Below are 19,367 nucleotides of genomic sequence, written 5' to 3' on the forward strand. Positions count from 1 at the left end.
CCTATGCGTCAGCGTGGATGACCTATCCCGCCCCGCTCAGGCCAGCTCGGCCGGCCTCGGCTCGCCCGGGGGGTCGAGCAGCTCCGGCGGCACGCCCCTGAGCACCTCCGCCAGCTGCAGGAGGAGCGGCGCCATGGCCGAGGTCTTGCGCCAGAACAGGCCGATCTGGCGGCTCGGGCTGCTGTCCTCGAAGCGGAGGAGGTGCAGCCGGTCGGCATAGGGCACCATGCCCCGTGCGGCGAGAGCCGGCATCAGCGTCACCCCGAGCCCGGCAAGCACCATCTGGCGCAGCGTCTCGAGGCTGGTGGCACGGAACTCGGACCCCTCCCGCGCGCCGGAGAGCTGGCAGACCTCCAGCGCCTGGTCGCGAAGGCAGTGCCCCTCCTCCAGCAGCATGAGGTTGTGCTGGGAGAGGTCGCCCAGCCGCAGGCTCCGGGCGGCGGCCAGCGGATGGTGCCTGGGCACGGCGAGGAGGAAGGGCTCCTCGAAGAGGGGCTCGCAGTGCAGGCCGGGATCGTTCACGGGCATGGCGAGGATCGCCGCGTCCAGCTTGCCCTCGTTCAGCCGTGCCAGGAGCTGGTCGCTCTTCTCCTCCGTCAGGAGAAGCTGCAACTGGGGGAAGCGCTCGCGCACGCGCGGCATCACCTCGGGCAGGAGATAGGGGCCGAGGGTGGGAAACACGCCGAGCCGCGCGATGCCGGCCTCCGGGCGGGAGAGGCGGCGGGCCGCCTCCTTCATCCCCTCCATCTCCGTCAGGATCCGGCGCGCGCGGGCCACGGCGTCCTGGCCGGCGGGGGTGAGCATCACCTTGCGCGGGCTGCGCTCGAAGAGGGCGACGCCCAGCTCGTCCTCCAGCTTGCGGATCTGGGTGGAGAGGGTGGGCTGGCTGACGAAACAGGCATCGGCGGCCCGCCGGAAGTTCCGGAGGTCCGCCAGCGCGACAAGATACTGCAACTCCCGCAGGTTCATGCGCGCTCCCCTGGCCGCCCGCCCCTCTTGGACCAGGGATGGGCGGGCGGCGCAACGGGGATCAGGCGGCCTTCGCCTGCACCACCGCCTCCTCCGCCGAGGCCGGCGCGGAGCTGCGGATGAGGTAGTCGAAGGCGGAGAGCGAGGCCTTCGCCCCCTCGCCGGCGGCGATGATGATCTGCTTGTAGGGCGTGGTCGTGCAATCGCCCGCCGCGAAGACGCCGGGCAGCGAGGTGTGGCCGTGGGCGTCCACCACGATCTCGCCGCGCGGGGAGAGATCGAGCGTGCCGCGCAGCCACTCCGTGTTCGGCAGCAGGCCGATCTGCACGAAGATGCCCTCCAGCCGCAGCGTACGGTGCTCGCCGGTCACGCGGTCCTCGTAGGTGAGGCCGGTCACCTTCTGCCCGTCGCCCTTCACCTCGGTGGTGCGGGCGGAGACGATGATCGTCACGTTGGGCAGGCTGCGCAGCTTGCGCTGCAGCACCTCGTCCGCGCGCAGCTTCGTGTCGAACTCGAGCAGCGTGACATGCTTCACGATGCCGGCGAGGTCGATCGCCGCCTCGACGCCGGAATTGCCGCCGCCGATCACCGCCACGTCCTTGCCCTTGAAGAGCGGGCCGTCGCAGTGCGGGCAGTAGGCCACGCCCTTGTTCTTGTAGATATCCTCGCCGGGCACGCCCATGGAACGCCAGCGCGCGCCGGTGGAGAGGATCACGCTCCTCGCGCGCAGCGTGGCGCCGCCGGCCATGCGGACGGAGATCATGCCGTGGTCGAGGTTCAGCTCCTCCGCGCGCTGGAGGTTCATGATCCTCACCCCGTTCTCGCGCACATGCGTCTCGAGGGCCTGGGCCAGCTTCGGCCCCTCGGTGTGCGGGACGGAGATGAAGTTCTCGATGCCCATGGTGTCGAGCACCTGGCCGCCGAAGCGCTCGGCCGCGACGCCCGTGCGGATGCCCTTGCGCGCGGCATAGACCGCGGCCGCCGCGCCGGCGGGGCCGCCGCCGACGATCAGCACGTCGAAGGGCTCCTCGGCGGAGAGCTTCTTCGCCTCGCGCGCCGCGGCGCCGGTGTCGAGCTTGGCGACGATCTCCTCGACGCCCATGCGGCCCTGCCCGAAGACCTGGCCGTTCAGGTAGATGGTCGGCACGGACATCACCTGCCGCGCCTCGACCTCGCCCTGGAACACCGCGCCGTCGATCGCGACGTGCTTGATGTTGGGATTCAGCACCGCCATCAGGTTCAGCGCCTGCACCACCTCGGGGCAGTTCTGGCAGGACTGGGAGAAATAGGTCTCGAAGGTGAACTCGCCGTCGAGGTCGCGCACCTGGTCGATGATCGCCTGCTCGAGCTTCGGCGGATGGCCGCCGACCTGCAGCAGCGCGAGGACGAGCGAGGTGAACTCATGCCCCATGGGCAGGCCCGCGAAGCGCAGGCTGATGTCGTGGCCCGGGCTGGTCAGCGCGAAGGAGGGCGCGCGCTCGCCGTCGTCGTGGTTCTCCACGACGGAGATCTTGCTGGAGGCGGCCTGCACGTCGTGCAGCAGCTCCAGCATCTGCCGGGACTTCGGGCTGTCGTTGACGGAAGCCGTGATCTGGACGGGACGGACCACGCGCTCCAGATACGCCTTGAGCTGAGTCTTCAGGTTTGCATCCAGCACGAGGGTGCCTCCGGCTCGGAATTTTACGGGAAGAGAGGAGCCGCCCACCCCGGAAGGCGGGCGGCTCCTTGAAGCCTCAGATCTTGCCGACGAGGTCGAGCGACGGGGCGAGGGTGGCCTCGCCCTCCTGCCACTTGGCCGGGCAGACCTCGCCCGGATGGGCGGCGACGTACTGGGCGGCCTTGATCTTGCGGAGCAGGTCCTCGGCGTTGCGGCCGATCCCCTCGGCGGTGATCTCGAGAGCCTGGATCACGCCCTCGGGGTCCACGATGAAGGTGCCGCGATCGGCCAGGCCCTGGCCCTCGCGCAGGACCTGGAAGTTGCGGCTGATCTCGTGCGTCGGGTCGCCCAGCATCGTGTACTGGATCTTGCCGATCGTCTCGGAGGCGTCGTGCCACGCCTTGTGGGTGAAGTGCGTGTCGGTCGAGACGGAGTAGACCTCGACGTCCATCTTCCGCAGCTCTTCGTAGTGGTCGGCCACGTCGCCCAGCTCGGTCGGGCAGACGAAGGTGAAGTCGGCGGGATAGAAGAAGAAGACCGCCCAGCTGCCGAGCACGTCGTTCTCGGTCACCTCGATGAACTTGCCCTGCTTGAAGGCCTGGGCCTTGAACGGCTTGATCTTGGTATTGATGAGGGACATGCGGGATCTCCTTTGCCCTGAATCGCAGCGGAACAACGCCGCGTCGCGAGCCGGAGATGTAGTGCGCCGCAGCAAATAAGCCAAATAGATAAGATTTGCTGCCCTAATAGGCTGCGTCTATCGTTCCGGCAGGCGGCATCCTGCCGTCCGATGGCCTGCGGATTCCTCGGATAATAGGGCCTTCTCTGCCCTATCCAGGGTCCCGCCGCACTTTCGAGCCCCCTCTCCCAAGCAGAAGCGCCGCCGGGGTCACCCCCGGCGGCGCTTCCGAATCGGCGGCGGTGCCGCCTCAGCTCAAGCGGCGATGGCCTTCACCATGGTCGAGCCCAGCGCGGCCGGGCTGTCGGCCACGTGGATGCCGGCGGAGCGCATGGCGTCCATCTTCGCCTCGGCCGTGTCCTTGCCGCCGGAGATGACGGCACCGGCATGGCCCATGCGGCGGCCCGGAGGGGCGGTCGCACCGGCGATGAAGCCGACCACCGGCTTGTAGTTCGCCGAGCCCGGCTTGTTCTCGCGGCCCAGGAACTCGGCCGCGATGATCTCGGACTGGCCGCCGATCTCGCCGATCATGACGATCTGCTTCGTCTCGGGGTCGGCCAGGAACATCTCCAGCACTTCCTGGAAGTCCGTGCCCTTCACGGGGTCGCCGCCGATGCCGACGCAGGTGGACTGGCCGAGGCCGGCCGCCGTCGTCTGCGCCACCGCCTCATAGGTCAGCGTGCCCGAGCGGGACACGATGCCGACCGAGCCGCGCTTGTGGATGTGGCCCGGCATGATGCCGATCTTGCAGGCCTCAGGCGTGATCACGCCCGGGCAGTTCGGCCCGATGAGACGGGACTTGCTGCCGGCCAGCGCGCGCTTGACCTTCACCATGTCCAGCACCGGGATGCCCTCGGTGATGCAGATGATGAGGGGCAGCTCGGCCGCGATCGCCTCCAGGATGGAGTCGGCCGCAAACGGCGGCGGCACGTAGATGACGGAGGCGTCGGCCCCGGTCTTCTCCACGCACTCGGCCACCGTGTCGAAGACGGGCAGGCCGATATGGGTCTGCCCGCCCTTGCCCGGCGTCACGCCGCCCACGTAGTTCGTGCCGTAGGCGATGCCCTGCTCGGCATGGAAGGTGCCCTGGCTTCCCGTGAAGCCCTGGGTCATGACCTTGGTGTGCTTGTCGACGAGAACGGCCATGATCAGGCAGCCTTCTTCACGGCGTCCACCACCTTCTGGGCGGCATCGGCGAGGTTGTCGGCGGGGATGATCGCGAGGCCGGACTCGGCCAGGATCTTCTTGCCCAGCTCCACGTTGGTGCCCTCGAGCCGCACCACCAGCGGCACGGAGAGGGTGAGGTTCTTCGCCGCCTGCACCACGCCCGTCGCGATCATGTCGCACTTGGCGATGCCGCCGAAGATGTTGACGAGGATCGCCTTGACGTTGCTGTCAGAGGTGATGATCCGGAAGGCCTCGGTCACGCGCTCGGCGGTCGCGGTGCCGCCGACGTCGAGGAAGTTCGCGGGGGACGAGCCGTAGAGCTTGATGATGTCCATCGTGGCCATCGCCAGGCCCGCGCCGTTCACCATGCAGCCGATCTCGCCGTCGAGCGCGACGTAGTTCAGGTCGTTCTTGACCGCGTCCAGCTCCTTCGGGTCCATCTCGCTGTCATCGCGAAGGGCCTCGAGGTCCTTGTGGCGGAACAGCGCGTTGTCGTCGAAGGACACCTTGGCATCGAGCGCCACGATCTCGCCCGCGCCGGTCACGACCAGCGGGTTGATCTCGATGGCCTCCATGTCGAGGGCGGTATAGGCCTCGTACATGGCGGTGACGAACTTCACGAAGGTCCCGACCTGCTTACCTTCGAGGCCCAGGCCGAAGCCGAGCTTGCGCGCGGCCCAGGGAAAGAGGCCTGAGGCGGGGTCGATCGCGACCTTCAGGATCTTCTCGGGGTGGCTCTCGGCCACCTCCTCGATCTCCATGCCGCCCTCGGTGGACGCCATGATCGTGACGCGGGAGGTCTCGCGGTCGAGCAGGATGGAGAGGTACAGCTCGCGCTTGATGTCGCAGCCGGCCTCCACATAGACCTGGTTCACGACCTTGCCCTCGGGGCCGGTCTGCTTCGTCACCAGCGTGTGGCCGATCATGGCCGCCGCCGCTTCCTTTGCGGCCTCGGGCTTGACGACGCGCACGCCGCCCTTGCCGTTCGGGTCGTCGGTGAAGCGGCCGGCGCCGCGGCCGCCGGCATGGATCTGCGACTTCACGACGACGACGGGGCCGGGCAGCTTCTTCGCCGCCGCCTCGGCCTCCTCGGGAGTCTTGGCCACATAGCCGTCGAGCACTGCGACGCCGTAGCGCTTCAGCAGCTCCTTGCCCTGGTATTCATGGATGTTCATGCGGGTTCCGCCTGTCCGATAAGGAAAGGGCCGGGAGGTTCCCCGGCCCGCATTCTCACACGCCGAGAGCCTTGAAGTCCTCGACGAGCTTCTTCACCGCGTCGCAGGACTTGTCGAAGGCGGCCTTCTCCTCGGGGGAGAACTGCACCTCGACGATCTTCTCGACGCCGCCCGCGCCGATCACGACGGGCACGCCGACATAGAAGTCGTTCAGCCCGTACTCGCCGTTCAGCATCACGGCGCAGGGCAGGACGCGCTTCTTGTCCTTCAGGTAGCTCTCGGCCATCGCCACGGCCGACGCCGCCGGGGCGTAGAAGGCCGAGCCCTTCTCGAGCAGCTTCACGATCTCGCCGCCGCCATTGGCGGTGCGGTTCACGATCGCGTCGATCTTCTCCTGCGTCGTCCAGCCCATCTTGATGAGGTCCGGCACCGGGATGCCGGCCACCGTGGAGTAGCGGGTCAGCGGCACCATCGTGTCGCCATGGCCGCCGAGCACGAAGGCCGTCACGTCCTCGACGGAGACGTTGAACTCCTGCGCCAGGAAGAGGCGGAAGCGCGCGCTGTCGAGCACGCCGGCCATGCCGACGACCTTGTGCGCGGGCAGGCCGGACTTCTGCTGCAGCGCCCAGACCATCACGTCGAGCGGGTTGGTGATGCAGATCACGAAGGCGTCCGGGGCGTACTGCTTGATGCCCTCGGCCACCTGGCCCATCACGCCCGCGTTCTTCATCAGCAGGTCGTCGCGGCTCATGCCCGGCATGCGGGGAAAGCCGGCGGTGACGATGATCACGTCGGCGCCCGCGATGGCGGAGTAGTCCGAGCCGCCGGTCATGTGGCTGTCAAAGTCGTCAACGGGGCTGGACTGCATGATGTCCAGCGCCTTGCCGGCGGCCACGCCCCCGAACACGTCGAAGAGCACGACGTCGCCGAGCTCCTTCAGGCCGATCAGGTGGGCGAGCGTGCCGCCGATGTTGCCGGCGCCGATGAGCGCGATCTTCTTGCGGGCCATGAGGGAGTCCTTGGCATGGGGGGACGCGGGCAGGTGCCGTTTGCGGCACCTGCGAATTGGACGCGGCTGGATTAGCCGGGGATCGCCCCCCCGGCAAGGCGCCCCCCTGGTCGCGGAAATGAAAGGGGCGGAACACCTTTCGGTGCCCCGCCTCCGTTTCATGCACCAGAAAGGTGCGACCGGCACATCACATCGGCATGCAGCGGAAGGTGTCCGCATGGCCACGGGCGAGCACGGCCATCGTGCCCGTGGGGCAGTCCATCTGCTCGCCATCGGGCGCGGGCAGCCCGGCGTGCCACACGCCCATGCGGCCCTCGCCGCGCGGCGCCTTGGCGCTCTTGCCGCCGCCCATGGGCACCGCCGCGGCGGCGGGGGCGGAGAACAGGCTCACCATCCGCAGGCCGGGGCGGGCGGTGGAGAGCTCGGCCTGGCGCCGGCCGGCGACGCGCGCCTGCGCCCGGCTGCCGCGGGCCATCATCGCCTCCTCAGCCCCGCGCGCGGCGGTGCGGATGGTGGCGCGGCCGGCGGCGCGCGGGGCGGCCGCCGCGCTGCTGCGGGACAGCACGGCGACGGGCGCGCGCGCCGCGGCGGCCGGATGGGCCGCCTTGCCCGAGGATCGGGCCTCGCGGGCCGCCGAGGCCTCGTTCGGGTGGGCGGCGGCGAGCGCCACGACCGCGCCGAGCGCGATGGTCAGGGAACGCAGCATTTCAAATCTCCCCCAGATCCGGCCGGGACTTCCACCTGGCGCCCTGCCCCCCCGGGCCAGCGCCAGGCACATCCCGTGCCGGGTTTACGTCATGTCAGGTGCGGCAGGGCCAGGTAGTCCTGGCTCTGCATCTCGACGAGGCGGGAGGCGGTGCGCTGGAAAATCGCCGCCCCTTCCCCTCTCTCGTAGAGCTGGTCGGGCTCCGCCTCGGCGGAGGCGACCAGCTTGCAGCGGTGCTCATAGAGCGTGTCGATGAGCGTCACGAATCGGCGGGCCCGGTCGAAGTTCTCCGGCCCCAGCCGCGGCACGCCGTCCAGCACGAGCGTGTGGAAGTGGGTGGCGATGGCGAGGAAGTCCGCCGCGCCGAGGAACACCCCGCAGAGCGCCTCGAAATCGGCGCGGGCCACCCCCCGGTGCGCCTGCGGCACCTCGACCTTGCGGCCGAGCACCGAGAGCGAGCAGGCCTCGCCATGGGGCACGCCGGACAGCTCGCGGAAGGCGGCGTCCAGCGCGCGGGTCGCGCGGCCGTCCACGGGCGTGTGCCAGGTCGGCAGCCCCCGGATGCGGTCGCGCCGGTAATCCTGAAGCGAGGCGAGGTGCAGCACCTCCAGGCGCTTCTGGATCATCGCGATGAAGGGCAGGAAGGCGTCGCGCCCCGGCTTGCCCTTGAAGAGATCGGCCGGCGCCGTGTTCGAGGTGGCGACCACCACCACGCCGCGCGCGAAGAGCGCCTCGAACAGCCGGCCGAGGATCATGGCATCCGTGATGTCGTGGACCTGGAACTCGTCGAAGCAGAGCAGCGCGGCCTCGGCCACGATGCTGTCGGCCAGCGGCGGGATCGGGTCGCTCGCATCGCCATGGGCGCGGCGGTACTCGTGGATGCGGCGATGGGCCTTCTGCATGAAGGCGTGGAAGTGCTCGCGCTTCTTGCGCGGCACGTCCGCCGTCTCGAAGAAGAGGTCCATCAGCATGGACTTGCCGCGCCCGACCTCGCCGACGAGGTAGAGGCCGAGCGGCGGGCCCTCCGGCTGCTCGTCCACGGGCTTGCGGCGGAAGAAGCGGGCGAGCAGCCCCGGCTCGGACTTCGCCTCGGGCCGGGGATCGTAGCCGCGCAGCCGGCGCCAGAGATCCTGCAGCGTCTCCGCCGCGCGCTCCTGGGCGGGGTCCGCGCGCAACCCTCCCGCCGCCACGCGGGCGCGGTAGAGGGGGAGCGGTCCCTGCGAGACATCCGCCGCCAGCTTGGTTGCCGAGGGGGCGGAGGAGGTGACCGGTGCGGGCGTTGTGCCGTCCATCGGCGGCGGGTCTAACCCGGTTTTGCGGCACCTCGCAACTTTGGGAAGGCTTTCACGCCCCTCCACCCGTTCGGGAGCCGTTCTAAAAGTGCCGTTTCATCAACGGGCAGCAAGCCTTTGAGAGGATTGAGCCCTTGTTTTCCCGCCCTCCCCTGGGAAGACGGTCCGCCGGAAAAGGGGCCCCCACCGGCGGGAGCCGGCGTGGCCGAGTGGGCGGGGTGGCGCGGTCAGGCGTCCTGGAACTGCTTCATGGCGTCCATGTGGTTCATGGAGGTTCTGAGCTTGCCGCCCTCCACCGAGGCCACCGCCGAGAGCGGGAGGTAGTGGTGCTTGCCGTCCGTGCTGTCGTTCTTCGTCAGCTTGATGCGGCTGCCCTCGACCTTGTCGACGGTGCCGACATGGTTCCCGCAGGAACCGACGATCTCCATGTGCTCCCCGACCTGCGACGCATCGATCATGGGCTTCTCCCTTCCACCGTGTCGGGCGGGAGAACGCGCCCGCGCCGCGCGGGATGCCGGCGCCGTCGCGATCCGTTCCGCGGGCGGGATCAGTCCGCGGTGATCCCGGCCGCGCGGATCACGGGCGCCCAGCGCGCGCGCTCATCCGCGATGAAGCGGCCGAACCTCTCTCCCGTCATCGGATAGGGCACGGCCCCTTCCCGCTCCAGGCTGGCGGCCAGCTCTGGGGTGCTCAGGCTGGCCAGGATCGCCTCCTCCAGCCGCGCCCGGACCGGCTCCGGCGTACCGTGCGGCACGAGGATCCCGTACCAGGCCGTGACGCGGTAGCCCGGCAGGGTCTCGGCCACGACCGGCACCTCCGGCATGGAGGGGACGCGCCGGTCGCCCGTCACGGCCAGGGCGCGGAGCGCGCCGCCACCCACCAGCCCGGCCACCGAGGGCAGCGTGCTGATCATCGCCGGGATGTGACCGGCCGCCACATCCGTCAGCCCCGGCGCGGCGCCGCGGAAGGGGACGTGCGTCGCCTCCACCCCGGCCTGCTGGAGCAGCATCGCCATGGCCAGGTGCCCCGCCGCGCCGTTGCCGGGCGAGGCATAGGTCATCGCCCCCCGGGCCGCCCGGTACTCCCCGATCAGCGCAGAGAGGTCCGCGGCCCGCGTGGCGGGGCCGACGACGAGGACGAGCGGCGTCTCGGCCACCATCGCCACGGGGTCAAGCGCCGTGGCCGGATCGGTCCTGAGGTTCCGCCCGAAGAGGGTGGGGTTCACCGAGATCGGGCCCTGGTTGCCCATCAGCAGCGTCAGCCCGTCCGGCCGCGCCCCGGCCACGGTCTCGGTCGCGAGATTGCCCCCGGCCCCCGGGCGGTTCTCCACCACCACGGGCTGCCCGAGCGCGGCGCCCAGCCGGGCGCCGAGGGCGCGGGCCACCGCATCCGTGCCGCCGCCCGGCGTGTAGGGCAGGACGAGGCGCAGCGGCCGGTCCGGCCATCCGGCCGGCACGGGCTGGGCGAGCGCGGCGCCGGCCGGCAGGGCCGCGGCGAGGGCCAGCGTGAGGGAACGGCGCGACAGCGGCATGGATGACTCTCCCGGCATTTCCTGCCCGGGAGTGCAGGCCGAAGCCGGCGGGAAGGCAAGCGCGCCCCCCTCCCCGCCGCCCGCCGGGTCAGTCCCCCTCGCCCAGGGGCACGTAGAGCTGGCCGCCTTCGCGGAATTTCCGCGCCATGGCCTCCATCCCCTCCTTCTGCGCCTCCGCCCGGATGTCGTGGGAGATGCGCATGGAGCAGAACTTCGGCCCGCACATGGAGCAGAAATGCGCGGTCTTGTGCGCCTCCTTCGGCAGGGTCTCGTCGTGGAAGCTGCGCGCCGTGTCGGGGTCGAGCGAGAGGTTGAACTGGTCCTCCCAGCGGAACTCGAAGCGGGCGCGGGAGAGGGCGTCGTCGCGGAGGCGCGCGGCCGGGTGCCCCTTGGCGAGATCGGCGGCGTGGGCGGCGATCTTGTAGGTGATCACGCCCGTCTTCACGTCGTTCCGGTCGGGCAGGCCGAGATGCTCCTTCGGCGTGACGTAGCAGAGCATCGCCGTGCCGAACCATCCGATCATCGCCGCGCCGATGCCGGAGGTGATGTGGTCGTAGCCCGGGGCGATGTCGGTCGTCAGCGGCCCGAGAGTGTAGAAGGGCGCCTCGCCGCAGACCTCCAGCTGCTTGTCCATGTTGGCCTTGATCTTGTGCATCGGCACGTGGCCCGGGCCCTCGATCATCACCTGGCAGTCCTTCGCCCAGGCGATCTTCGTCAGCTCGCCCAGCGTCTCCAACTCCGCGAACTGCGCGGCGTCGTTGGCGTCCGCGATGGATCCCGGGCGCAGCCCGTCGCCGAGGGAGAAGGAGACGTCATAGGCGCGGAGGATGTCGCAGATCTCCTCGAAATGCTCGTAGAGGAAGCTCTCGCGGTGATGGTGCAGGCACCACTTCGCCATGATGGAGCCGCCGCGGGAGACGATGCCCGTCACGCGGCTCGCGCTCAGCGGCACATGGGCGAGGCGCACGCCCGCATGGATGGTGAAGTAGTCCACGCCCTGCTCGGCCTGCTCGATGAGCGTGTCGCGGAACACCTCCCAGCTCAGCTCCTCGGCGATGCCGCCGACCTTCTCCAGCGCCTGGTAGAGCGGCACGGTGCCGATGGGGATGGGCGCGTTGCGGATGATCCAGTCGCGGATGTTGTGGATGTTGCGGCCGGTCGAGAGGTCCATCACCGTGTCCGCGCCCCAGCGGATGGCCCAGACCATCTTCTCCACCTCCTCGGCCATGGAGGAGGTGACGGCGGAGTTGCCGATATTGGCGTTGATCTTCACCAGGAAGTTCCGGCCGATCGCCATCGGCTCCAGCTCCGGGTGGTTGATGTTGGCGGGGATGATGGCGCGGCCGCGCGCCACCTCCTCCCGCACGAATTCGGGGGTGACGAAGTCGGGGATGGCGGCGCCGAAATTCTCGCCGTCGCGCTCCAGCTTCCCGCGGATCTCGGCGCGGCCGAGATTCTCGCGGATGGCGACGAACTCCATCTCCGGCGTGACGATGCCGGCGCGCGCATAGGCGAGCTGCGTCACCGCGCGCCCGCCCGCCGCGCGGCGCGGCGCGTGCCATACGGGGAAGGCGGGGGTGAGGCGGTCGCCCGAGACGAAGCCGTTGTCCTCGGGCTTCAGCAGCCGCCCCTCATAGGCTTCCGTGTCGCCGCGGGCGGCGATCCATCCCTCGCGCAGCCGCGGCAGCCCGCGCTCGATCGCGATCCTGGCCGCGGGATCGGTGTAGGGGCCGGAGGAATCATAGACCGTGACCGGCGGCTCGCCCGCGCTCGGGTGCAGGGCGATCTCGCGCATGGGCACGCGGATCCCCGGATGCAGCGCACCCGGCCTGAACACCTTGGCCGAGGCGGGCAGCGGCCCGGTGGTGACGCTGGGCACGCCCTTCGGGGCGGGCCGTTCGGTGGTGGTTTCGACGGACATGCGCCAGAGCTCCTTCGCCTTCGCGAGAACCCAGCGCTGAACTGCAAAGATGGAAGGATGCCCCCACGGCGGGCGTGGAGCTCCCCGGGACAGGGAGTGAAGGGCAGCCGCACCGTCCCTACGCCAGCATGAACTGGATCAGGTTCATCGGGTCACGGCGCTGCCCCCAGAAGCCTGGATGCCAGCCGTATCTCAGCCCCCTGTCGGGACCCCCCGGGTGAGGCGCGCAGCCTCGGCCCGCGGCGCCGGTCTTGTCAACGACTAGAGTCCAGCGCCGCCATCGATCGCGATTGCCTGCCCCGTGATGTTCGCCGCGGCGGGGGAGAGCAGGAAGGCGGCCGTCTCCGCCACCTCCCCCGCGCCGGTGATGCGCCCGGTGGGCGTGCCCGCGGCGGCCTCCGACGCCGTCATGCCCAGCTCCGCCCAGCGCGCGCGGGCCATGCCGGTCTCCACCCAGCCCGGGCAGAGCGCGTTCACGGTGATGCCGCGCGGGGCCAGCCGCAGGGCGAGCGCCCGCATCAGCCCGATCACCCCGTGCTTGGCCGCCGAATAGGCCACCTGGTCCGGCACGGCGCGCAGCCCGAGGACGGAGGAGAGGAGCACGATGCGCCCCTCGCCGTCCGGCAGCACGGCGGCCGCCGCCTCCGCGCAGCGCCAGGCGCCGTCGAGGTTGGAGGCCATGATCCGGCGCCAGTGCTCCTCGTCCGGCGCGGGCGGGTCTCCCCCGGCCACCCCGGCCGCGAGGATCGCCGCCCGCAGCGGCCCAGTCTCAGCCTCAATCCCGGCGAAGAGGGCGCGGACGGAGGCGGGGTCCGTCACGTCGCAGGCAGTGAAGCGCACCCCCTCCGGCAAGGGCTTCTCCGGCGCGCGGCGGGCGGCGGCGATCACGGGCACCCCCTGCCCCGCCAGCAGCCGCGCGCAGGCCAGCCCGATACCGCGCGTGCCGCCGGTCACGAGAACCGCCCTCACGCCGCCGTCGTCCCGCCATCCACGGGCATGACGGTGCCCGTGACGAAGCTCGCGTGGTCGGAGAGGAGGAAGGCCACCGCCGCCGCGATCTCACGCGGCTCGGCGAAGCGGCGCTGCGGCACGGCGGCGGTGTAGGCATCCTCCGAGGCCGGGCGGGAAGGGTCCCGCGCGGCGAGGCCGGCGAGCACGGCGCGCAGCATCGGCGTGTCCGTGCTGCCCGGCGCCACGGTGTTGAAGCGCACCCCTTTCCCGCCCGGCGGCGCGGCGAAGTCGAGCGCCGCCCCCCGCGTCAGCCCCGCCAGCGCGGCCTTGGAGGCGCCGTAGGCCGCGCTGGCGGGCTTGCCGATGATCGCCTGGTCGGAGGCGATGTTCACCACCGCCCCGCCGTTCCGCAGGAGATAGGGCAGCGCCGCCTGCATCACGGCGAAGGGGGCGAGCAGGTTGATCCGCATGATGCGCTCCGCCTCATCCAGCGGGGTGTCGAGGAGCGTGCCGAGGATCGTGTCCCCGGCCCCGTTCACCAGCAGCTCGATCCCGCCCATCCGCTCGGCGGCGGCCGTCACCGCCGGGGCGATGGAGGGGATGTCGAGCAGGTCGTGCTCCGGCCGGTCCAGCCCCTCCACCACCGCGCCCGAGACCTCCAGCACCGCGACGATGGCGGCGCCGATGCCGCCCCGGTGGCCGGTGACGAGGGCCCGCTTCCCCGCGAGGCCCGTCTGCGCGATCCCGTCCATGCAACATTTCCCCCTGATCTCCGGAGGGGATGGGGGCGGCGGAGAGGGGGCTCCGTCAAGCGCGGCCCTCGCGGGAGGCGGGGCGCTGCCCTATCTTGCCCGGTGCATGGCCATCCCATCCCAGATTCCCCGGGCGGCGCTCGTCACGGGCGGCGCGAAGCGCATCGGCCGCGCGATCGGCCTCGCCCTGGCCGGCGCCGGCTTCGACCTGGCGATCCACCACCACGACAGCCGCGAGGAGGCGGAGGCGCTGGCCGGCGAGGTGCGCGCCCTCGGCCGCCGCGCCGCTCTCCTGCGCGCCGACCTCTCGCGGGAGGCGGAGGTGGAGACCCTCATCCCCGACGCCACGGCCAAGCTCGGCCCGGTCGGGGTGCTGGTGAACAACGCCTCCCGCTTCGACCGGGACGAGTGGGACAGCGCCACCCGCGAGAGCTGGGACGCGCATCTGGAGCCCAATCTCCGCGCGCCCTTCGTGCTGACCCAGGCCCTGGCCCTCGCCCTGCCCGAAGGGGCGGAGGGGGCGGTGGTGAACATGCTGGACCAGCGCGTCCTCTCTCTCACCCCGCATTTCGTCTCCTACACCGTCAGCAAGGCGGCGCTCTGGGCGCTGACGCAGACCATGGCGCTGGCGCTGGCGCCGCGGATCCGGGTGAACGGCATCGGCCCCGGCCCCACCATCGCCAGCACCCGCCAGAGCGAGGCCCAGTTCCGCGCCCAGAGCGAGAGCACCCCCCTCGGCCACGGGTCGAGCCCGGAGGAGGTGGCGCGGGCCGTCCTCGCCATCCTCTCGCTGCCGGCGATGACGGGGGGGATCATCACCCTCGACGGTGGGCAGCATCTCCAGTGGTCCCCAACCCGCGCCCATGGCGGGCCAGAGGAATAACAAAGGAATGACATCCTATATCCCGGACGCCGCGCGCGGGCTGCGCCGGGTCTTCGTGCGCGACCTCACGGTGCAGGCAAGGCTCGGCGTTTACCCCCGGGAGGAGGCGGCGCCGCAGCGCGTGGTCATCGGGATCGAGCTGCTGGTGGAGGACGACGCCGCCCCCGCCGGCGTGGGGGCGGACCGGCTGGAGCGGGTGGTGGACTATGCGGTGGTGGCCGACCGCGCGCGGGCCGTGGCGACGGGCGGGCACACCCGCCTGGCCGAGACGCTGGCCGAGCGCATCGCCCTCGCCTGCCTGGAGGACCCCCGCGTGCGGGCCTCTCGCGTGACGGTGGAGAAGCCGGACATCCTGCCGGGAGTAGGGGCCGTGGGCGTCAGCGTGGAACGCGTTCGGAATGACGCGGGAGTGTCACAAGGCTGACTTTGTCAAGCCTCTCTCGCCGAATTGACGCAACTCGTCCCCCGCGCGGGCCGCAAGGCTGGCCCGACTGGCGAAAGGGGTGGGGAGCGTCAATGTGAACAGAGCATGAATGCCGATTTCAGGTTGAAAATTTCTAAAAACAATGACTTAGATTGTTGCACAATTTCTGGGCAGGACCGTCGGAAGCCCTTATCCGCCGCTGTCGGGCAGACCCTGACGCCTCCCCATCCACAAGCTTATCCACAGCTTCCGGGGACAACCCTCAGGGGCACCCTGGAAACCCAACGGAAACAAGCCTGATGGCCTTCTCCAACGAGCAGACCACCCCGGTGCCGCCCATGGAAGGGCGTGAGGTCATCGAGCGCACCCTCGCCACCCTGCCCTTCTCTCCGGGCGTCTACCGCATGCTCGATGCCAAGGGGGACGCGCTCTATGTCGGCAAGGCGCGCAGCCTGAAGAAGCGCGTCTACGCCTATACCCAGGTCCATAAGCTGCCGGACCGGCTGAAGCGCATGGTCTTCGAGACCCGGCAGATGGAGGTCATCACCACGGCCTCCGAGGCCGAGGCGCTGCTGCTGGAGGCCAACCTGATCAAGCGGCTGCGGCCGCGCTACAACATCGTCCTGCGGGACGACAAGTCGTATCCCTGGCTGGTGATCACGGAAGATCATCCTTACCCGCAGATCACGAAGCACCGGGGGGAGCGGCGCAAGGGCGCCTCCTACTGGGGCCCCTTCGCCTCGGCCTGGGCGGTGAACCAGACCCTCACCGCCCTCCAGCGCGTCTTCCTCCTGCGCTCCTGCCGGGACACGGTCTTCGACAACCGCTCCCGCCCCTGCCTCCTGCACCAGATCCGCCGCTGCTCCGCCCCCTGCGTGGACCGCGTCTCCAAGGAGGACTACGCGGAGCTCGTGCGGGAGGCGACGCAGTTCCTCTCCGGCGAGACCCCCTCCATCCAGAAGCGCCTGGCGCGCGAGATGGAGGAGGCGGCCGAGCGGCTGGAGTTCGAGCGCGCGGCGGCCATCCGGGACCGCATCCGGGGCCTGACCCATGTGCAGGGCCGCGACCGCATCAACATGGAGGGGATCGGCGACGCCGACGTGGTGGCGCTGCACATGGCGGCCGGCCAGGCCTGCGTGCAGGTCTTCTTCTTCCGCGGCGGCCGCAACAACGGCAACCGGCCCTTCTTCCTCTCGGGCATGCGGGCCGATGCCGAGCCGGCGGAGGTGCTGACGGCCTTCCTCGGCCAGCTCTACGACGACCTGCCGCCCCCGCCCCTCGTGCTCCTCTCCCACGACCTGCCGGAAGCCGCGCTGGTGGCCGAGGCGCTGGCGCTGCGGGCCGACCGCAAGGTGGAGGTCCACACCCCCAAGCGCGGCGACAAGCGCTCGGCGGTGGAGCACGCCCAGACCAACGCGCGGGAGGCGCTGGAGCGGCGCCTGGCCGAGGGCGCGGCGCAGGGCGAGCTGCTGCAAGGCGTGGCGAAGGTCTTCGACCTCGCCTCCACCCCCGAGCGGATCGAGATCTACGACAACTCCCATATCCAGGGCACGAATGCCTACGGCGTGATGGTCGTCGCCGGTCCCTCGGGCTTCATCAAGAACGCCTACCGCAAGTTCTCCATTCAGGGGGGCGGAACCCGGGCCGCCCCGGGCGCGGGCAAGGGGCGAAAGGGCGCCGATGCCGGCCCGGCGCCCGCGGATGCGAGCGGCGTGGAGCCCCTGGCGGGGGAGGACGTGACCGCCCTCGCCCACGACGCCGCCGGGCGCACCACGATCAAGTCCACGGGCGGCCCCCGCGGCGGCGACGACTTCGCCATGATGCGCGAGGTCTTCGAGCGCCGCTTCGGCCGCGCGCTGAAGGAGGACCCGGAGCGCGAGAGCGGCACCTGGCCCGACCTCGTCCTCATTGATGGCGGCCTCGGCCAGCTCAACGCCGCGCGCGACATCCTGACGGAGATGGGCATCCACGACATCCCGCTGGTGGCCGTCGCCAAGGGGCCGGACCGGGATGCCGGGCGCGAGTGGTTCCACCGGACGGGGCACGACCCCATCCAGCTCCCGCCCCGAGACCCCGTGCTCTACTACCTCCAGCGCCTGCGGGACGAGGCGCACCGCTTCGCCATCACCACCCACCGCGCCGGCCGCTCCAAGTCCCTGGTCAGGAGCGAGCTGGACGAGATCCCCGGCGTCGGCACCGCCATCAAGCGGGCGCTGCTGAACCATTTCGGCTCGGCGCGCGGCGTGCGAAACGCGGCGCTGGAGGACCTGCAGAACTGCCCCGGCATCGGCCCGGCGGTGGCGCGGCGCGTCTATGAGCACTTCCACCCCGGCACCACCGGCCCGGTCGAGGCGGTGAAGCCCCGCGGCCGCGCGGCGCGGAAGGGGGCGGGAGCGGTGGTTGGTCCCGCGCCCGTCACCGTGCTGGCCGAGATGCCGGACGAGGCGGGTTCGTCGGAAGACCCGCCGGAGGACGAGGGGTCGGCCCCCCTCGCCCCCGACGCGCTGGGCCATGAGGTGGAGGGTTGATCCGCCCCCGCGTTCCCCCCGCGCCCGATCTGGGCTAGGGGAGGCGGCAAGGAGCCTCGGATGCCCACCGACCTGCCGAACCTGCTCACGCTGTCCCGCATCGCGGCGATCCCGCTGCTGGTGGGGTTGATGTTCCTCCGCACGCCGGTGGGCGACATCCTCGCCTGCGCGGTCTTCTCGGCCGCGGCGCTGACGGACTACTTCGACGGCAAGATCGCGCGGGAACGCGGGTCCTTCACCGCCTTCGGGCGGATGCTGGACCCCATCGCGGACAAGCTGCTCGTCGGGGCGGCGCTGATGCTGCTGGCGGGGATGGACCGGCTCTCGCCGCTCGGCCTGCTGCCCGCCATCGTCATCCTGCTGCGCGAGATCCTCGTCTCCGGGCTGCGCGAGTACCTGGCGGGGATCAAGATCGGCCTGCCGGTGACGCGGCTGGCGAAGTGGAAAACGGGCTTCCAGATGGGCTCCATCGGCACCATCGTCGCCGGGAACAGCGGCGCCTCGGCCATCATGCTCGATTTCCTGCCGGTCTCCTGGCTCGGCGAGGCCGGGCTCTGGGTCGCGGCGGCCCTCACCCTCGTCACGGGGTGGGACTACATGACGGCGGGCATGCGCCACGCGGCGGCCGAGGACGGCGCCCGCGCGGCCCGCGAGGGCAACCGCGCCGGGTAGCCGCCCGGCATGCGCGGGCGCATCCTGCGCCTCAGCGAATCACCAGGAAGGCCCGGGGCGGCGCGCTGCCCCGGGCCGATCGGAAAGGACATCCCCATGGACCGCCTTCGCCCGGGTCCCCTGGCCAGCCTGTCGCTGGCGATCCTGCTCGGCGGCTGCCTCGGCGACATCGACCTCGCCCCCTTCGGCCGGCGCGACGCGATCGGCGCGCCGGACAGCCTCACCGTGCGCCGGGTCATGGGCACCTCGGCCGAGGACGCCCCGCTGATGCCCGAGCCCGGCAATGTCTGGCCCGGCGAGGAGGCCCCCCGCGCCACGCTGCAGAACCCCGACGCGGCCGTCGTGCCGCCGCAGGAGCGTGCCCGCTCCGAGGGGCTGGAGCGCGCCCAGCAGCGCGGCCGCGCGCCCGAGGTGATCCCGCCCAACAGCACCCAGCCCGGCCGCGGCGCCCCGCCGGAGGCCGCGCCGAACCCGCGCGCCCCGGCCCCCGGCACGCGCCGCGCGACCGGCAGTTCCCAGGCGCTGCCCCCGCTCGACCCGCCGCCCCTGCCGCGCGCCGGCGTGCCGCGGGGCGAGCCGGCCACCCCGCCCGCGCCCCGGCTGGAGGGGCAGGTGCTGCCCACGCCGGGCGGCGCGCCCGCCACCATCACGGGCGGGAACAACAACGTGCAGACCTTCACCCAGCCCGGCATCGGCACCGGCACGGCTATCCGCCAGGGCGGCACCACCACCCTCTTCGGGGCGGATGGCAGCATCCAGGTGGTGCCGACGCCGCGCTAGGACGGGACGATGAGGGTTCTCTACTTCGCTTGGCTCCGCCAGCGCGCCGGCACGGGGGAGGAGAGCGTCTCCCCCCCGCCCGAGGTGCGGGACGTGGGCGCGCTGATGCGCTGGCTCGCCGCCCGATCGCCGGGCCACGCCTCGGCCTTCGCCGACCCTGCCCAGGTGCGCGCGGCGGTGAACCAGGAGTTCTGCGGCCCCGACCACCCCGTGAAGCCCGGCGACGAGGTGGCCTTCTTCCCCCCGGTGACCGGTGGCTGAGGAGGGGCGG

19 protein-coding genes and 1 riboswitch are annotated in these 19,367 nt (G+C 71.3%); of the genes, 6 read left to right on the forward strand and 13 right to left on the reverse strand.

Translation table 11 applies throughout. From position 1 onward, the window contains the following. Positions 1–36 precede the first annotated feature (36 nt). The 13 genes from FHS87_RS06195 to FHS87_RS06255 all read right to left on the reverse strand — a co-directional run bounded on the left by FHS87_RS06195 (position 37) and on the right by FHS87_RS06255 (position 13,809). Complete coding sequence (locus FHS87_RS06195; protein WP_184514987.1) at positions 37–969, reverse strand: LysR substrate-binding domain-containing protein; 933 nt, start codon at positions 967–969, stop codon at positions 37–39. 61 nt (positions 970–1,030) lie between these two features. After that, entirely contained in the window at positions 1,031–2,626 is a 1,596-nt protein-coding gene (gene ahpF, locus FHS87_RS06200) for an alkyl hydroperoxide reductase subunit F (protein ID WP_184514989.1), read from the reverse strand. Between the two features lie 76 nt (positions 2,627–2,702). Next, positions 2,703–3,266 (reverse strand): alkyl hydroperoxide reductase subunit C, encoded by a 564-nt coding sequence (gene ahpC / locus FHS87_RS06205; RefSeq protein WP_184514991.1) that lies wholly within the window; start codon positions 3,264–3,266, stop codon positions 2,703–2,705. Positions 3,267–3,560: 294 nt separating this feature from the next. Then, positions 3,561–4,451, reverse strand: coding sequence for a succinate--CoA ligase subunit alpha (gene sucD, locus FHS87_RS06210; protein ID WP_184514993.1), 891 nt, complete (start codon positions 4,449–4,451; stop codon positions 3,561–3,563). Positions 4,452–4,453: 2 nt separating this feature from the next. Further along, positions 4,454–5,647, reverse strand: a complete 1,194-nt coding sequence (gene sucC / locus FHS87_RS06215) for an ADP-forming succinate--CoA ligase subunit beta (RefSeq protein ID WP_184514995.1) — start codon at positions 5,645–5,647, stop codon at positions 4,454–4,456. A 55-nt stretch (positions 5,648–5,702) separates the two neighbouring features. After that, positions 5,703–6,656, reverse strand: a complete 954-nt coding sequence (gene mdh, locus FHS87_RS06220) for a malate dehydrogenase (protein WP_184514997.1) — start codon at positions 6,654–6,656, stop codon at positions 5,703–5,705. A gap of 187 nt (positions 6,657–6,843) precedes the next feature. Further along, complete coding sequence (locus FHS87_RS06225; protein WP_184514998.1) at positions 6,844–7,362, reverse strand: hypothetical protein; 519 nt, start codon at positions 7,360–7,362, stop codon at positions 6,844–6,846. A gap of 89 nt (positions 7,363–7,451) precedes the next feature. Further along, entirely contained in the window at positions 7,452–8,654 is a 1,203-nt protein-coding gene (gene zapE / locus FHS87_RS06230; protein ID WP_184514999.1) for a cell division protein ZapE, read from the reverse strand. A 227-nt stretch (positions 8,655–8,881) separates the two neighbouring features. Then, positions 8,882–9,112, reverse strand: coding sequence for a DUF2171 domain-containing protein (locus tag FHS87_RS06235; protein WP_184515000.1), 231 nt, complete (start codon positions 9,110–9,112; stop codon positions 8,882–8,884). Positions 9,113–9,201: 89 nt separating this feature from the next. Then, entirely contained in the window at positions 9,202–10,185 is a 984-nt protein-coding gene (locus tag FHS87_RS06240; RefSeq protein WP_246418044.1) for a Bug family tripartite tricarboxylate transporter substrate binding protein, read from the reverse strand. 88 nt (positions 10,186–10,273) lie between these two features. After that, a complete protein-coding gene (gene thiC / locus FHS87_RS06245; RefSeq protein WP_184515002.1) occupies positions 10,274–12,106 on the reverse strand; it encodes a phosphomethylpyrimidine synthase ThiC in 1,833 nt (610 codons plus the stop codon). Positions 12,107–12,203: 97 nt separating this feature from the next. Then, positions 12,204–12,332: riboswitch (TPP riboswitch) on the reverse strand. Between the two features lie 35 nt (positions 12,333–12,367). Further along, a complete protein-coding gene (locus FHS87_RS06250; protein ID WP_184515003.1) occupies positions 12,368–13,075 on the reverse strand; it encodes an SDR family NAD(P)-dependent oxidoreductase in 708 nt (235 codons plus the stop codon). Then, a complete protein-coding gene (locus FHS87_RS06255) occupies positions 13,072–13,809 on the reverse strand; it encodes an SDR family NAD(P)-dependent oxidoreductase (RefSeq protein WP_184515004.1) in 738 nt (245 codons plus the stop codon). The genes FHS87_RS06250 and FHS87_RS06255 overlap by 4 nt, the downstream gene beginning before the upstream one ends. A gap of 106 nt (positions 13,810–13,915) precedes the next feature. On the opposite strand from FHS87_RS06255, the gene FHS87_RS06260 reads away from it, so the two are divergent. The 6 genes from FHS87_RS06260 to moaD all read left to right on the forward strand — a co-directional run bounded on the left by FHS87_RS06260 (position 13,916) and on the right by moaD (position 19,357). Continuing rightward, positions 13,916–14,692, forward strand: a complete 777-nt coding sequence (locus FHS87_RS06260; RefSeq protein ID WP_184515006.1) for an SDR family oxidoreductase — start codon at positions 13,916–13,918, stop codon at positions 14,690–14,692. Between the two features lie 7 nt (positions 14,693–14,699). Beyond that, positions 14,700–15,116, forward strand: coding sequence for a dihydroneopterin aldolase (locus FHS87_RS06265; RefSeq protein WP_184515008.1), 417 nt, complete (start codon positions 14,700–14,702; stop codon positions 15,114–15,116). A 299-nt stretch (positions 15,117–15,415) separates the two neighbouring features. Next, positions 15,416–17,644 carry an excinuclease ABC subunit UvrC gene (gene uvrC / locus FHS87_RS06270; RefSeq protein WP_184515010.1) on the forward strand — a complete coding sequence of 743 codons (2,229 nt, stop codon included), beginning with the start codon at positions 15,416–15,418 and terminating at the stop codon, positions 17,642–17,644. 60 nt (positions 17,645–17,704) lie between these two features. Further along, positions 17,705–18,316, forward strand: coding sequence for a CDP-diacylglycerol--glycerol-3-phosphate 3-phosphatidyltransferase (gene pgsA, locus FHS87_RS06275; protein ID WP_184515012.1), 612 nt, complete (start codon positions 17,705–17,707; stop codon positions 18,314–18,316). A gap of 96 nt (positions 18,317–18,412) precedes the next feature. Continuing rightward, entirely contained in the window at positions 18,413–19,096 is a 684-nt protein-coding gene (locus FHS87_RS06280; protein WP_184515014.1) for a hypothetical protein, read from the forward strand. 9 nt (positions 19,097–19,105) lie between these two features. Next, positions 19,106–19,357 (forward strand): molybdopterin converting factor subunit 1, encoded by a 252-nt coding sequence (gene moaD, locus FHS87_RS06285; RefSeq protein WP_184515016.1) that lies wholly within the window; start codon positions 19,106–19,108, stop codon positions 19,355–19,357. Positions 19,358–19,367 lie beyond the last annotated feature (10 nt).

Source organism: Muricoccus pecuniae, from assembly GCF_014199205.1.
In the GTDB taxonomy this organism is placed as follows: Bacteria; Pseudomonadota; Alphaproteobacteria; order Acetobacterales; family Acetobacteraceae; genus Roseomonas; species Roseomonas pecuniae.

What these genes read in the sequence shown, in the direction of transcription:
- FHS87_RS06195 (WP_184514987.1), bottom strand. Translation starts at nt 969, where the DNA reads ATGAACCTGCGGGAGTTGCAGTATCTTGTCGCGCTGGCGGACCTCCGG.
- ahpC (WP_184514991.1), bottom strand. Translation starts at nt 3,266, where the DNA reads ATGTCCCTCATCAATACCAAGATCAAGCCGTTCAAGGCCCAGGCCTTC.
- sucD (WP_184514993.1), bottom strand. Translation starts at nt 4,451, where the DNA reads ATGGCCGTTCTCGTCGACAAGCACACCAAGGTCATGACCCAGGGCTTC.
- sucC (WP_184514995.1), bottom strand. Translation starts at nt 5,647, where the DNA reads ATGAACATCCATGAATACCAGGGCAAGGAGCTGCTGAAGCGCTACGGC.
- mdh (WP_184514997.1), bottom strand. Translation starts at nt 6,656, where the DNA reads ATGGCCCGCAAGAAGATCGCGCTCATCGGCGCCGGCAACATCGGCGGC.
- FHS87_RS06225 (WP_184514998.1), bottom strand. Translation starts at nt 7,362, where the DNA reads ATGCTGCGTTCCCTGACCATCGCGCTCGGCGCGGTCGTGGCGCTCGCC.
- zapE (WP_184514999.1), bottom strand. Translation starts at nt 8,654, where the DNA reads ATGGACGGCACAACGCCCGCACCGGTCACCTCCTCCGCCCCCTCGGCA.
- FHS87_RS06235 (WP_184515000.1), bottom strand. Translation starts at nt 9,112, where the DNA reads ATGATCGATGCGTCGCAGGTCGGGGAGCACATGGAGATCGTCGGTTCC.
- FHS87_RS06240 (WP_246418044.1), bottom strand. Translation starts at nt 10,185, where the DNA reads ATGCCGCTGTCGCGCCGTTCCCTCACGCTGGCCCTCGCCGCGGCCCTG.
- thiC (WP_184515002.1), bottom strand. Translation starts at nt 12,106, where the DNA reads ATGTCCGTCGAAACCACCACCGAACGGCCCGCCCCGAAGGGCGTGCCC.
- FHS87_RS06255 (WP_184515004.1), bottom strand. Translation starts at nt 13,809, where the DNA reads ATGGACGGGATCGCGCAGACGGGCCTCGCGGGGAAGCGGGCCCTCGTC.
- FHS87_RS06260 (WP_184515006.1), top strand. Translation starts at nt 13,916, where the DNA reads ATGGCCATCCCATCCCAGATTCCCCGGGCGGCGCTCGTCACGGGCGGC.
- FHS87_RS06265 (WP_184515008.1), top strand. Translation starts at nt 14,700, where the DNA reads ATGACATCCTATATCCCGGACGCCGCGCGCGGGCTGCGCCGGGTCTTC.
- uvrC (WP_184515010.1), top strand. Translation starts at nt 15,416, where the DNA reads ATGGCCTTCTCCAACGAGCAGACCACCCCGGTGCCGCCCATGGAAGGG.
- pgsA (WP_184515012.1), top strand. Translation starts at nt 17,705, where the DNA reads ATGCCCACCGACCTGCCGAACCTGCTCACGCTGTCCCGCATCGCGGCG.
- FHS87_RS06280 (WP_184515014.1), top strand. Translation starts at nt 18,413, where the DNA reads ATGGACCGCCTTCGCCCGGGTCCCCTGGCCAGCCTGTCGCTGGCGATC.
- moaD (WP_184515016.1), top strand. Translation starts at nt 19,106, where the DNA reads ATGAGGGTTCTCTACTTCGCTTGGCTCCGCCAGCGCGCCGGCACGGGG.